This is a genomic window from Halopseudomonas pelagia (assembly GCF_009497895.1).
GTDB lineage: Bacteria > Pseudomonadota > Gammaproteobacteria > Pseudomonadales > Pseudomonadaceae > Halopseudomonas > Halopseudomonas pelagia_A.
The window spans coordinates 4,483,066-4,495,999 of sequence record NZ_CP033116.1; the positions used below are offsets into that span (position 1 = coordinate 4,483,066).

At 59.6% G+C, this 12,934-nt stretch carries 15 protein-coding genes; 9 read left to right on the forward strand and 6 right to left on the reverse strand.

Going from position 1 to position 12,934, the window contains the following annotated elements; genetic code table 11:
* The first annotated feature begins 41 nt into the window (after positions 1 to 41).
* Positions 42 to 815: an imidazole glycerol phosphate synthase subunit HisF gene (gene hisF, locus EAO82_RS20480; RefSeq protein ID WP_096345908.1), complete on the forward strand. Its 774-nt coding sequence runs from the start codon at positions 42 to 44 to the stop codon at positions 813 to 815.
* On the opposite strand, the gene EAO82_RS20485 is transcribed toward hisF, so the two are convergent.
* The 4 genes from EAO82_RS20485 to gpmI all read right to left on the reverse strand — a co-directional run bounded on the left by EAO82_RS20485 (position 816) and on the right by gpmI (position 5,876).
* Entirely contained in the window at positions 816 to 1,775 is a 960-nt protein-coding gene (locus tag EAO82_RS20485) for a divergent polysaccharide deacetylase family protein (protein WP_096345909.1), read from the reverse strand.
* On the reverse strand, positions 1,772 to 3,049 hold the full coding sequence (locus tag EAO82_RS20490; protein ID WP_096345910.1) for a S41 family peptidase: 1,278 nt from the start codon (positions 3,047 to 3,049) through the stop codon (positions 1,772 to 1,774). The genes EAO82_RS20485 and EAO82_RS20490 overlap by 4 nt, the downstream gene beginning before the upstream one ends.
* A gap of 67 nt (positions 3,050 to 3,116) precedes the next feature.
* Positions 3,117 to 4,310: a murein hydrolase activator EnvC family protein gene (locus EAO82_RS20495; RefSeq protein ID WP_096345911.1), complete on the reverse strand. Its 1,194-nt coding sequence runs from the start codon at positions 4,308 to 4,310 to the stop codon at positions 3,117 to 3,119.
* Between the two features lie 27 nt (positions 4,311 to 4,337).
* Positions 4,338 to 5,876, reverse strand: coding sequence for a 2,3-bisphosphoglycerate-independent phosphoglycerate mutase (gene gpmI, locus EAO82_RS20500; RefSeq protein ID WP_096345912.1), 1,539 nt, complete (start codon positions 5,874 to 5,876; stop codon positions 4,338 to 4,340).
* A gap of 200 nt (positions 5,877 to 6,076) precedes the next feature.
* Between gpmI and EAO82_RS20505 the strand changes: the two genes are divergently transcribed.
* From EAO82_RS20505 to EAO82_RS20535, 7 genes are all read left to right on the forward strand, one after another.
* Positions 6,077 to 6,511, forward strand: coding sequence for a rhodanese-like domain-containing protein (locus tag EAO82_RS20505; protein WP_096345913.1), 435 nt, complete (start codon positions 6,077 to 6,079; stop codon positions 6,509 to 6,511).
* A gap of 1 nt (position 6,512) precedes the next feature.
* Positions 6,513 to 6,770: a glutaredoxin 3 gene (gene grxC / locus EAO82_RS20510; RefSeq protein ID WP_096345914.1), complete on the forward strand. Its 258-nt coding sequence runs from the start codon at positions 6,513 to 6,515 to the stop codon at positions 6,768 to 6,770.
* A 51-nt stretch (positions 6,771 to 6,821) separates the two neighbouring features.
* Positions 6,822 to 7,319 carry a protein-export chaperone SecB gene (secB, locus tag EAO82_RS20515; RefSeq protein ID WP_096345915.1) on the forward strand — a complete coding sequence of 166 codons (498 nt, stop codon included), beginning with the start codon at positions 6,822 to 6,824 and terminating at the stop codon, positions 7,317 to 7,319.
* A gap of 165 nt (positions 7,320 to 7,484) precedes the next feature.
* A complete protein-coding gene (locus EAO82_RS20520) occupies positions 7,485 to 8,000 on the forward strand; it encodes a disulfide bond formation protein B (protein ID WP_096345916.1) in 516 nt (171 codons plus the stop codon).
* A 14-nt stretch (positions 8,001 to 8,014) separates the two neighbouring features.
* Positions 8,015 to 8,545 (forward strand): DUF3833 domain-containing protein, encoded by a 531-nt coding sequence (locus EAO82_RS20525; protein WP_096345917.1) that lies wholly within the window; start codon positions 8,015 to 8,017, stop codon positions 8,543 to 8,545.
* 107 nt (positions 8,546 to 8,652) lie between these two features.
* A complete protein-coding gene (gene rsd / locus EAO82_RS20530; RefSeq protein WP_096345918.1) occupies positions 8,653 to 9,126 on the forward strand; it encodes a sigma D regulator in 474 nt (157 codons plus the stop codon).
* A gap of 17 nt (positions 9,127 to 9,143) precedes the next feature.
* On the forward strand, positions 9,144 to 9,662 hold the full coding sequence (locus EAO82_RS20535) for a hypothetical protein (protein WP_096345919.1): 519 nt from the start codon (positions 9,144 to 9,146) through the stop codon (positions 9,660 to 9,662).
* Here the strand turns inward: EAO82_RS20535 and EAO82_RS20540 are convergent.
* The gene (locus tag EAO82_RS20540) at positions 9,646 to 10,143 is read right to left on the reverse strand and encodes a TIGR02444 family protein (RefSeq protein WP_096345920.1); all 498 of its coding nucleotides are present in this window, start codon (positions 10,141 to 10,143) and stop codon (positions 9,646 to 9,648) included. The genes EAO82_RS20535 and EAO82_RS20540 overlap by 17 nt on opposite strands.
* Before the next feature lie 66 nt (positions 10,144 to 10,209).
* Between EAO82_RS20540 and EAO82_RS20545 the strand changes: the two genes are divergently transcribed.
* A complete protein-coding gene (locus tag EAO82_RS20545; protein WP_096345921.1) occupies positions 10,210 to 12,144 on the forward strand; it encodes an ATP-binding cassette domain-containing protein in 1,935 nt (644 codons plus the stop codon).
* A 12-nt stretch (positions 12,145 to 12,156) separates the two neighbouring features.
* On the opposite strand, the gene EAO82_RS20550 is transcribed toward EAO82_RS20545, so the two are convergent.
* The gene (locus EAO82_RS20550) at positions 12,157 to 12,915 is read right to left on the reverse strand and encodes an SDR family NAD(P)-dependent oxidoreductase (RefSeq protein ID WP_096345922.1); all 759 of its coding nucleotides are present in this window, start codon (positions 12,913 to 12,915) and stop codon (positions 12,157 to 12,159) included.
* Positions 12,916 to 12,934 lie beyond the last annotated feature (19 nt).

The following is a 12,934-nucleotide window of genomic DNA, read 5'->3' on the forward strand; positions in this document are numbered from 1 at the left end:
GCTTCAGGCTTGCCGCTTGAAGCTGCTTTCGGAGAAAGCCCATGGGTTTGGCCAAGAGAATCATCCCCTGCCTGGACGTCGACAACGGCCGCGTGGTCAAAGGCGTGCAGTTCGAGAATATCCGTGATGCCGGCGACCCGGTGGAAGTGGCGCGGCGTTACAACGAGCAGGGCGCGGACGAGATCACTTTCCTCGACATCACCGCCAGCCATCAGGAGCGTGACACCACGCTGCATACGGTCGAGCGCATGGCCAGCGAAGTCTTTATTCCGCTGACAGTGGGCGGCGGCGTACGCACGATTCAGGACATCCGCAACCTGCTGAATGCCGGTGCCGACAAGGTCTCGATCAATACCGCAGCGGTGTTCAATCCGGAGTTTGTTGGTGAAGCGGCAGATCGATTTGGTTCACAGTGCATTGTCGTCGCGATTGACGCAAAGCGCGTTTCCGCGCTCGGCGAGCCCGGCCGCTGGGAAATATTTACCCACGGCGGGCGCAAGCCGACCGGCCTGGATGCAGTGGCCTGGGCGAAGAAAATGGAAGATCTCGGCGCTGGCGAGATTCTGCTGACCAGCATGGATCAGGACGGCGTCAAGAGCGGCTATGACCTGGGCGTGACCCGCGCCATCAGCGATACCCTGCACATTCCGGTGATCGCCTCGGGCGGCGTCGGCAATCTGCAGCATCTGGCCGATGGCGTGTTGCTCGGCGGTGCGGATGCGGTGTTAGCAGCGAGTATCTTTCACTTCGGCGAATACAGCGTTAGCGAAGCCAAGGCGTATATGGCAGCACGCGGCATTGAGATGCGCCTGTAATTAGTCACTGGTCTGCGTCGGAGCGTATTTGCGCTCCAGCAGTGTCTGCAGGCTGACCACCTGCACGCCCTCGCGGTCCGCCAGCCCTGGCAGCCAGCGCTCAAGATAATCCAGCGTTTGCGGATACGGATGACCGATCAATACCGCATACCCGTTCTTGCGCGCCAACGCCAACCCCCGCTGGAACTCTCGATGAATCGCCTCCGGCTCGCGCTTATTGTCCAGGAATACATCTCTGGACAGATTTTGCACACCCGCTGCGTCTGCGGCAAAAGCCGCTTGCGTCTGCGCGGTGGTGCGGCTGTCAACGAAGAACAAGCCGCGCTTTTTTAGCTCGCCCATAACCCAATCCATCGGCGCGCGTTCGGCGGTCAGCCTGCTGCCCATGTGATTGTTCACACCCTGAATCGGCCCTAAACGGTCTAGACTGTCGACCAGACTGGCCAGCAGCTCCTCACGTGACATATGGCTGAAGAGCCCGCCAGGCCCTATGGAAAGGCCCGCCCCGTTTTCCATAGGCAGATGCAGCATAACCGTCTGACCCCGCGCGTACGCTTCCTCCGCCAACCGGGCAGCAGCAGGCGTCTGCGGCAATATTGCCAGCGCTATCGGCACCGGCAGATCAATCAGACGCTGGCCCTGCGAATAATTTTGGCCAACATCGTCAATCACGATAGCCAGTAGCGGTCGGTCGCCCACCTGCGCCGGACGCAACGCGGGAGTGCCTATGCGTGGCTCAAGGACGGGGGAGTCAGGGGTGGCAGCTGGCTTTGTTGGCCAGCCTGCATGTTCGATCAGCAGCCATTCGCTAAGCAGGCTATCTGCGGCGGTTTTTGCTTGGTGGGCCGCGGGCAGCTCAGCCGCAACATCCTGTTGCTCGGCTGGCGGTTCTTTCGCGGGTTCGCTGTCACTGCAGGCTGCCAGCAATAACGCCAGCAGCCAGACCAGCGCATACTTCATTTTTTCGCGCGGGTGATATTCAAGCCTTTGAGCAGAATCAAGGCCTGATTCAGCTGATAATCGGAATCCTGCGGCCGCTCCGCAGCCTCCCCAACAACGCCGGACTGCTCTTCGATACCGTTGCCGTTATCCAGGTGACCCGCCAGATCCGCCTCGCGCAGCCCCCGCTCCTCGACATCCTGAGTCAGACGAGCGCGCTCGACGCGAATGTCCGGCTCAATGCCCTGGGCCTGAATAGAACGGCCATCGGGTGTGTAATAAAGCGCCGTAGTCAGCTTCAGTGCGCGGTCATTGTTCAACGGCAACACTGTTTGTACCGAACCCTTGCCGAAACTGTCGGTACCCATGATTACCGCGCGCTCTTGATCCTGCAGAGCCCCCGCCACAATTTCCGCAGCTGACGCGGAGCCACCATTAATCAGTACCACCAGCGGTATATCCCGTCCCGGGTTATTGCTGGTGGCATTGAAACGCAGCTCAGAGTTGGGCAGCCGGCCCTTGGTGTACACAATCAGACCCTCATCCAGAAACGCATCGGCTACTTCCACTGCGGACTGCAGAACGCCGCCAGGATTATTGCGCAGGTCGAGTACCAGCCCCTTCAGCTCCTTGCCTTCAGCCAGAGTGTTGAGGGCACGCCGCACTTCGTCACCGCTGTTATTCTGGAACTGGGTCACGCGGATATAGCCATAGCCGTCCTCGAGCATCTCCGCACGCACGCTGGCGACCTTGATGACCGCGCGGTTCAGCTCCACCTCAAAGGGGCTGCCAGTGCCGCGCACCAAGGTCAGCCTGATACTGGTGCCGACTTCTCCGCGCATCTTTTCCACGGCGTCCATGATGCTCATGCCCTTCACCGGCTGATCATCAATCTTGATAATCAGATCACCCGCTTCAATGCCGGCGCGCGCAGCGGGGGTATCGTCTATCGGTGAAATGACTTTGATAAAGCCATCCTCCTGCCCGACTTCGATACCTAGTCCACCGAACTGACCACTGGTGCTGTCCTGCAGGCCGCGAAACGCCTCAGGCTCGAGGTAGGCAGAATGCGGGTCCAGGCCTTCAAGCATGCCGCGGATGGCGTTTTCCAGCAGCGTGGCGTCATCCACTGGCTCAACATAGGCTGTGCGGATGCGCTCAAGCACCTCAGCAAAGGTCCGCAACTCGTCCAGGGGCAGCGGCGCGGGAACCTCGGCGGGCTCCTGCGCATGGGCCAATGGCATACCGAGCAGCAAACACAGACAGCTCGCAAAGAGGATACGCACAGCAGTCATCGAACTCTCCCAAAGAGGCTAAAAAACGGAGCGGGCAGGCGGGAACTGGCTTCTGATAACCGCGTGTTCACCCGGACAGCATACACCAGGCCGCCGGATCCAGGGCACGGCCCTGGTGACGGATGGAAAAATACAGCGACGACGTAGACAAGCCACCGCTGGTACCTACGGTCGAAATCACTTCGCCGGGCTGAACCCAACTGCCCACTTCCTTGAGCAGGCTTTGATTATGCCCATACAAGCTGAGGTAACCTGCTCCATGATCAAGAATCAGCAGCAAGCCCGAGCCACGCAGCCAGTCGGCGAACACCACCCGCCCGCCATGCACTGCGTGCACGTTGCTACCCTGCTCTGACGCGATCAATAAGCCGTCCCATTTCAACCGCGCATCTTCACCCCGCTGGCTGCCAAAGCGGGCCTGGACCCGGCCTTTGACCGGCAAGGGCAGTTTGCCCTTGGCCTGCGCGAAAGGCAGGCTGCCCGCTGGCGTCGGTATACTGACAATGGCCTCATCAATCGATTTGATCAGTTTTTCCAGCCCTGCGCGTTCAGCCTGAGCGCTCTTGAGCTTTTCGCTCTGGCTGCGGCTACGGCTTTGCAGCCCGGCCAGCAACTTACCTCTGGACGCCTGCTCGGCCTGCAGCTGCTGCTGATTGGCCGCCAACTGCTCGCGGTCACGCCGCAATGCTGTCTGCTGATCGGCAATACTGGCACTGGCAAGGCGTACCTGCTCCAGGGTATCGGTGTAGCGGCTCATCTCCGTCACGCGGGCGCGGCTGACGTACTCGTAATAGCGCATCATGCGGGCGACCCGCGCCGGATCATCCTGATTCAGGACCATTTTCAGATAATCCTGCTGGCCCGCCATGTAGGCGGCCCTGATCTGCCGAACGACCTGTACTTCCTGTTCGCTCAACGCCACCTGCAGCGCGGCCGCCTGCTTATGCAGGTCCAGCAGACTGGTCTCACCTTCCTTTATCTGCTGCTCGATCTTCTGGCTCTCGCGGCGCAGCCGGCCGATCTCGCTTTCGCTTTCTTTCAGATTGGATTCAAGGCCGGACATTTCCTGCTTGAAATCGTCGAGCAACGCTTTGAGGCGAGCGATCTCTTCCTCGGTTTGCTTCAGCTCGGCGCGCGCCTCACGGGAGTCCTTCTCCTGCGCAGCCACAGTCCCGGCCGCCATACCACCGCTCGACAGCACCAACAGCAGAACTAGCGCTCTGCCGCTGCACAATCCTTTACTCACTCGCTGTCGCTGCATGCTCAATGTCCGATGATGATTGGGGAATCAGGATTCAAGCGTAATGATCGACCTGCCCGACATCTGCTCTGGTTGCTCCAGGCCCAGCAGAGCAAGCATGGTCGGCGCTACATCGGAAAGGATACCACCCTCGCGCATGCTTACCCGCCGCGGACCGAAGTAGACGAAAGGCACGGGCTCACAGGTGTGCGCCGTATGGGCCTGGCCGGTGTGGTCATCGGACATCTGCTCGACATTACCGTGATCGGCGGTGATCAACACTTCACCGCCGACCCGCGCGAGCGCCTCGGTAACCCGGCGCACACATTCATCCAGGCATTCGACTGCTTTCACCGCCGCAGCAAAATCACCGGTATGGCCAACCATGTCGCCATTCGCGTAATTGACGATGATCACGTCATAGCGCTGTTGATCGATTGCTTCGATCATACGGTCAGTCACTTCCGGCGCACTCATCTCTGGCTGCAGGTCATAGGTGGCTACCTGCGGCGACGGGATAAGGATGCGCTCCTCACCCTCGAAGGGTTCTTCCCGCCCACCAGAAAAGAAGAAGGTCACGTGGGCGTACTTTTCCGTTTCGGCAATACGCAGCTGGGTCTTGCCCTGCTTGGCCAGGTATTCGCCAAGCACGTTGTCCAGCGACGCCGGCGGATAAGCGCAGGGCGCGGGAATATCCGCGGCGTATTGCGTCAACATGACGAAGCCCGCCAGCTGCGGCTGGCGGGCGCGGGCAAAACCACTGAAACCAGGCTCGACAAACGCCCGGGTCAGCTCGCGGGCGCGGTCGGCACGGAAGTTCATGAAAATCACCGCGTCGCCATCCTGCACCGGCTCGGCTGCGCCGATGCGTGTAGCCTTGACGAACTCATCACTTTCACCGCGCTCGTAAGCTGCCAGCAGCGCATCGGCCGCATTTGCAGCACTGTATTCAGCCTTGGAATCGACAATAACGTCGTAAGCCTGCTCGACCCGGTCCCAGCGGTTGTCGCGATCCATGGCGAAATAGCGGCCAACCAGACTCGCCGTACGTCCGGCACCCAGACGCGCATAGGCATCTTCAAGCAACCGCAACGAAGGCTGCGCGCTTTTTGGCGGCGTGTCGCGGCCGTCAAGAAAGGCATGTACCAGCACGGTTTTTGCGCCGCGGCGCACCGCCAGATCGACCATCGCCACCAGGTGCTCTTCATGACTATGCACACCGCCCGGCGACAACAGCCCCATAATATGAACGGCGCGCCCCTTGGCCACGGCCTTGTCCACGGCCTGGCAAAGCTCTGGATTGGTGAAAAAATCACCATCGGCAATCGCCTTGGTTACCCGGGTAAAGTCCTGGTACACCACACGCCCGGCACCCAGGTTCATGTGCCCCACTTCGGAATTGCCCATCTGCCCATCGGGCAAGCCCACATCCATTCCCGAACCCGATACCAGCGTGTGCGGCGAATGCGCCCAAAGGCGATCCCAGACCGGGGTATTGGCGGCCATGATGGCGTTGGACTCGGGCGACTCACTGTGGCCAAAGCCATCCAGAATCATCAGAACCAGGGGTTTCGGGATTGCTGTCATAACGGATTAACTCACCGATTGGAGGGTTGACTGCTGGCGGCGCCGGGACCTTGTGGCGCCTGACAAGCGTGTCGGCACAGTTTACTTTGCCGACTGGTGCCTGTCATGCGTGCATCTTCGACCCGCATTGCGCCCGGAAGGTTCTGCCACTGCGTCCGGCTGTGTATACTGGCGCACTTTATCGATCCGGAAGCATCCCCATGCAACGCGTTTTAGACTTTTTTGCCCAAATGGCCGAGTTTCTTGGCAATCACTATCTGCTGGCGCTGGCCTTTCTGGTCGTGATGACGCTGCTGGTTATTACCGAAGGCCGCAAGGGTGGCAAGAGCGTCAGCACTCAGCAGGCCACCACGCTGATCAATCGCGAAAACGCAGTGGTCGTGGATATCCGCTCGAAGAAGGATTACGCCGCAGGTCATATTGTCGATTCGCTGAATATTCCGTCAGATACGATGACCAAACGCCTCAGCGAACTGGACAAGTACAAAGACCGGCCAATACTGCTGGTCTGCGCCAATGGCCAGCATTCCGGGCCTTGCTCAAAACAACTCAAAGCCGCCGGGCACAGCAACGTCAACCGTCTTTCAGGCGGCATTGCTGGCTGGCGTGCGGACAACCTGCCGCTGGTGAAATAATATGTCAGATGTAATTATATACAGCAGCAAATACTGCCCCTTCTGCATTCGTGCCAAGCAGCTGTTGGCTGCCAAAGGTGCCGACTACAAAGAGATTTCGGTAGATGGCCAACCGAAAGTGCGTGCGGAAATGACGCGTCTGGCTGGCGGCCGAACCTCGGTGCCGCAGATCTGGATTGGCGACACCTACGTGGGCGGCTGCGATGAGCTCATGACCCTGGAACGCTCAGGCAAGCTTGCCAAGATGTTGGCCAGCTAAGCACTCGGCCTTTCACCCCCTAACAAGACCACAACATACAAGGACCTCACCATGGCCGAAGAAAACCAGAACAGCCAAGCCGCCAACGGCGCCCAAGGCAACTCGCCACAGGTTCAGTTCAGCTTGCAGCGTATCTACGTCAAGGACTTGTCATTTGAGTCGCCGAAATCACCGGCAATTTTTCAGGCCAAATGGAACCCTCAGGTCAATCTGGACCTGAACACCCGCCATACCCAGTTGCAGGAAGGCATTCACGAAGTCGTGCTGAGCCTCTCCGCTACGGTCACCAACGGTGAAGACGATGTGAGCTTCATCGCCGAAGTGCAGCAGGCCGGCATTTTTGCGATTAACGGACTGGATGAGGCAGGCATGCGCCACACCCTCGGCGCGTTCTGCCCGAACATTCTGTTTCCTTACGCCCGCGAAGCGATCGACAACCTGGTACTGCGCGGCAGCTTCCCTCCGCTGATGCTGTCCCCGGTCAACTTTGATGCCCTGTTCGCTCAGGCCGAGCAGCGCCGCACCGAAGAAGCCGCCGGTAACGCCTGATATGGTAACGCCCGGCCACCCCGGCCGGGCATCTACTGCTGGCATTCTTATTTGTTACCCATGTTCGTTACCAGTATTCGTTACAACCCAGCCCTCAAGCCTGCTTGTCAGCCACGGCACCTTGTTCTAAGGTAAGCCGCTTGCCCTTGAACAGACGGACATATCATGGCCCTGCCCGCTTCACGACCTTTCTATTTGCTCGCCGTTATTTTCTGCACCACCTTGATGGTGATCGCACTCTATATGGAGCACGTGCTCGGCCTGGTGCCTTGCCCGCTGTGTATCATTCAGCGCGTGCTGGTGATTCTGGTGGGGCTAATCGCACTGATTGCCGTTCTGCATAATCCACTACCGAAACTGGCCGAGGGTCGCCGGCCGGCAGCCAGAGTCTATGCATTTGTGCTTACGCTATTCTCCGTGCTCGGCGCCGCCGTGGCTGGTAGGCAGGTCTGGTTGCAACATCAACCTGCGGATCAGTTGCCCTCGTGCCTGCCCAGCCTGGACTACATGGTCGACGTGTTGCCCCTGCAGGAAATCCTCGGCTTGCTGTTCAGTGGCACTGCCGACTGCGCCAAGGTTGACTGGACATTTCTCGGCCTGAGCATCGCCGAAGGTACTCTACTGGCGTTTATTGGCCTGAGTCTGTTCGGCCTGGTCCAACTGTTTCGCAGCACCGACTGACCTGGAGAGGGAAAATGACCCATGCACTGAAACTGCTGCTGATCGCCTGCGTGCTGACGCTGACCGCTTGCGCTGGCCCCGAGGTGGACCACTACGCCAGCGAAAAGCCCGAGCTCAGACTGCAGGACTATTTCAACGGAGAGCTGGAAGCCTGGGGCATGTTCCAGAAGCGCAATGGCGAAGTTGCACGACGCTTCCATGTTCAAATGACCGGCACCTGGGACGGCGATACCGGCGTTCTTGACGAGCATTTTACCTATTCCGATGGAACCAAAGAGCGTCGCGTCTGGACCTTGATCCAGCAACCCGATGGCACCTGGCGCGGTACCGCTGATGATGTTGAGGGCGAGGCGGTAGGCGTGGTGGCAGGCAATGCCTTTCACTGGAAATACACTCTAAAGCTGAAAGTAGACGACAGTACCTGGTTGGTAGACTTCGACGACTGGATGTATCTGATTGACGATCGCGTGATGCTCAACCGCGCCAGCATGTCCAAATGGGGCGTGGAATTGGGCCAGGTCACCCTGAACTTCTATAAGCCTTGATGCGGCGCCCTTGCCTGGCCTATGCTGTTATTCCACGAGGGAGCAGGCCAGGCAGAACAGGCCTGGCCGTCCCTGCCTTAATGGCAAACAGAACGCAGAGGTGGACCATGCTGGACAGTTGCACAACAGCTCAGGAACGTTGGGGCGGTGTACACAAACTGATTGACCGCTGGCTCGCGGAACGCAAGCAACTGGTTTCCGAATATACCGCACTGCGCGACCGGGCCGTACCGGCAAGCAGCCCCGACACGGACCTGGAATCCTTCTGCGACGTCCTCGTCGATTACACCTCCGCCGGGCATTTCGAAGTATACGAACAGCTCATTCGTGAGGCAGAAGAATTCAACGATCTGGGCGGCATTCAACTGGCCAAACAGCTTTATCCGCGCATCGAGACGATCACCCAGACCGCGATCCAATTCAATGATCAGTATGGCGAGTCCGCAACAGGCGTAGACGAGACGCTGATGCAGGAACGCCTGCGCCACCTCGGCGGCTTGCTGCACGAACGTTTTGAGCTGGAAGACTGTCTGATTGAGGTCTTGCACACCGCTCACCAAGACATGCTCAGCGCTTTGTAATTTAACGGAGTCACCTTTTGAAAGACAGCAAACCCAGCAAGCAGGCCGCCAAGGTAACCACTCCACTGCACTTATTGCAGACCCTGACCCGCACCCTCAATGAACATCTGGGAGAAGCCTGCCAGCAAGCCGAAAAAGACGCTCGCAAGGCGCTGGAAAAGCTCAATCGGCAGCATGAAAAGCTGCTGGAAAAAATCGCTGAAGCGGAAGAAAAACTAGGCTCACGCCAAGCCAACGGCAATGACGCCAAGTCGCTGGAGAAAAGCCAGACCAAATTGAGCGCCCTGCAACAGGCGTTGAGTGAGCTACAGACCTCGCGCACTGCGGCGGAAGACTACACTCGTCAACTGCAGAACGATATTCAGCAGACGCTGCGCATTGGTAAAGGCCTGGAAAGAATCGAAGGCCAGGCTGCGCAGGCGATCGAGAAACGCGGCAAACCGCCGGCGCCAGCTCGGGTCAGAAATCGCAAGCCTGGCAACACTGCCCGCCGCAAAAAACCTGCAACGGCTGACTCGGCTAGCGCTTCATCCTGATCTGCCGGGTCACCAGCCCGGCCAGTTCGGCGAGCAAGCGGCTCACTGACGCACTTACCTCAACCCCTTGAGCCTCGCAGCTGGCAAACAATTGCGCGTCGGGGCTCACGGGATCACTGAGCACCACGCCCATCCCTTCGCAGAACACTCCCAAGCGCTCCAACTGCTGCCACTCGGCGGCCTGCTCGCAGGCTTTGATCATGGAGTACAGCTCGGTATCGCGATCATGCTCGGCCACTGCTCTGCGTGCCGCGCGCAAGTGCATGATCACCCGCTGATGCGCCGGCCGTTGCTCGGCGCAAATACTCGTCCAATCTGTACCTTCCACGGGTTGCCCGCGCCCGGCCAGCCAACAGCCGACCAACAGCAGTAACACGTCCAGCCCGTACTCGTCCTGCAGACGCAGCAGTATCGGCTCGACACCCGGCAACGGGTATAGCCTGTGCACATGATCGGTCAACGTCAAAGCAGTCTTGGTCATAGATTACAGCTTAACCCGAGCTGATGAACACGCACAGTAGCCTGGGCACTGATATACTCCGCCCCCATGATCAAGATCGAATCCCTGACACTCCAACGTGGCCCGCTGCGCTTGCTGGAGAACGCTGACCTCACCCTGCATCCCGGCCAGAAAGCGGGCTTGCTGGGCACCAACGGTGCCGGCAAATCCAGCCTGTTTGCCCTGCTGCGCGGCGAACTGAGCCCCGACGCAGGCGACTGCAGTCTGCCCCCGGACTGGCGTATTTCGCACATGCAGCAGGAGATCGACAACCTTGACCGAGTTGCCGTGGACTATGTGCTGGATGGCGACGCGCGCCTGCGTGACATTCAGCAGCGCCTGGCTGACGCGGAAGATCAGCAGTTGGCGGCAGAGCTCGGCACTTTGTATGCCGAACTGGAAGCGCATGATGGCTTCAGTGCGGACAGCCGCGCGCGCACTTTGCTTGCCGGCCTGGGCTTCAGCAGCGAACAATGTGAAGCCAAGGTAGGGGATTTTTCCGGCGGCTGGCGCATGCGCCTGAACCTGGCGCAGGCACTGATGTGCCCATCTGACCTGCTGCTTCTCGATGAACCGACCAACCACCTGGATCTGGATGCGATTCTCTGGCTGGAAGACTGGTTGCGGGCCTATCAGGGCACCTTGTTGCTTATCTCTCACGACCGCGATTTCCTCGATGCGGTGGTAGAGCACATCGTGCACGTGGAAGCACGCAAGCTGACCCTGTACCGCGGTGGCTACACGCAATTCGAGCGTACCCGTGCCGAGCGTCTTGGCCAGCAACAGGCCGCGTTCGAAAAGCAGCAAGCGCAACGCGAACATATGCAGAAGTACATTGCCCGCTTCCGTGCCCAGGCAAGCAAGGCCAAGCAGGCGCAAAGCCGCCTGAAAGCCCTGGAGCGCATGGAAAACATCGGCCCGGCGCATATGGATTCACCTTTTTCGTTCAGCTTTCGCGAGGCCGACAGCCAGTCCAGCCCCCTGATAGATCTGCACCACGGCCAGCTTGGCTATGGCGATAAGGCCATCCTGGAGCAGGTCAAATTGCAACTGGTTCCCGGCGCGCGGATTGGCGTGCTGGGCCCGAATGGTGCCGGCAAATCAACCCTGATCAAGACCCTGGCCGGCAGCCTGGCATTGCAAAGCGGTGAAATGAAAACCGGGGAGCATCTGGCCATCGGTTATTTTGCCCAACATCAGCTCGACAGCCTGGACCCCAAAGCCAGCCCGCTGCTTCACCTGGCCCGCATCGCGCCGCAGGAGCGTGAGCAGGCACTGCGTAATTTCCTCGGCGGCTTTGACTTCCATGGTGCGCGCGCCGAAGAGCCGGTGCTGAACTTCTCCGGTGGCGAGAAAGCCCGCCTGGCCCTGGCTTTGATCGCCTGGCAGAAACCCAACCTGCTGTTGCTGGACGAGCCGACCAACCACCTGGATATGGAAATGCGCCACGCGCTGACGCTGGCGCTGCAGCAATTTGAGGGTGCCATGCTGTTGGTCTCCCACGACCGCGCGTTGATCCGCGACACAACGGACGAACTCTGGCTGGTCGCCGACGGCCGACTTGAGACTTACGAAGACGACCTGGATACCTACACGCGCTGGCTGGCGCGCTTCCGCCAGCAACAGGCGGACGAAATCAAAGCCGCCAACGCCGGCGATGCGGGTGCGGAGCCGGAGCGGGTAGATGCCAAGACGCAGCGCCGCCTGGCGGCCGAACAGCGTCAGCGGCTGGCACCGCTAAAGAAAAGCATCGACAAGCTGGAGAAAGAAATGAGCAAGGCCCAGGCCGAACTCGGCGAGATCGAGACCGCCCTAGCCGATGCCGATATCTATAGTCAGGACAACAAGGACCAGCTCAAAGCGCTGCTGGCTCGTCAGGCCGCCAGCAAACAACTGATCGAGCAACTGGAAGAACGCTGGCTCGAGAGTAACGAAGAGCTGGAAGCCATGGCTGAAGCGGAAGACGCGTGCGACAGGGCTTGAGAGCCCAGCTTGTCACCAGGGAATAAGCTTGCCGTCCCAGGCGTAGAACTGGCCAGTATCTTCAGGGACCCGTTCCGCCATCACCGCCAGCAATCGTTCGGCGACGAAGTCGGCGGTGAACAGCTTGCCCTCCGGCACATTCGCCTGAAAAGGTCGCGACAGCTCGGTATCGGTGGTGCCGGGGTGCAACAGCAGACAAATTCCCTGGCGGTTCAACCGTTGCCACTCCACGGCGAAGGTGCGCAGCAGCATGTTCTGCGCTGCCTTGCTGGCGCGGTAGGCATACCAACCGCCCAGACGGTTGTCACCGATGGACCCCACCCGCGCCGACAGCGAGGCAAAGATGCAGCGGTGCTTGCCGCGCAGCAGTGGCAAGAAGGCCTTGGCGAGCAAAATCGGAATTCCCGCGTTGATAGTGAAGCTGCGCTGCAATGCGCTGAGGGATACCTGGCGCAGGGATTTTTCCGGCTGCTGCCCCTGATCCTCATGCAGAAAACCCACGGTATTGACCAACATATCCAGCCGGCTACAGCGCTCCGCCACATTGGCTGCCAAGGCCTCCAGGGCTGGCTCGTCAGCCAGGTCACCGAGCAGCGGGATCAACCTTGAGTCATTCGGCCAACCGCCCTGAGGTGCGCTTCGCGCTAACGCAAAGATCTGACCGACGTCCGTACGCAACAGCAGCTGCTGCACCAACGCCCAACCAATGCCGCGACTGGCACCGGCGACAACAATGCAGGCCGGTCGATCCGGCGCAAAACCCAAATCCATGCTGCAACCTCCTGCGCTT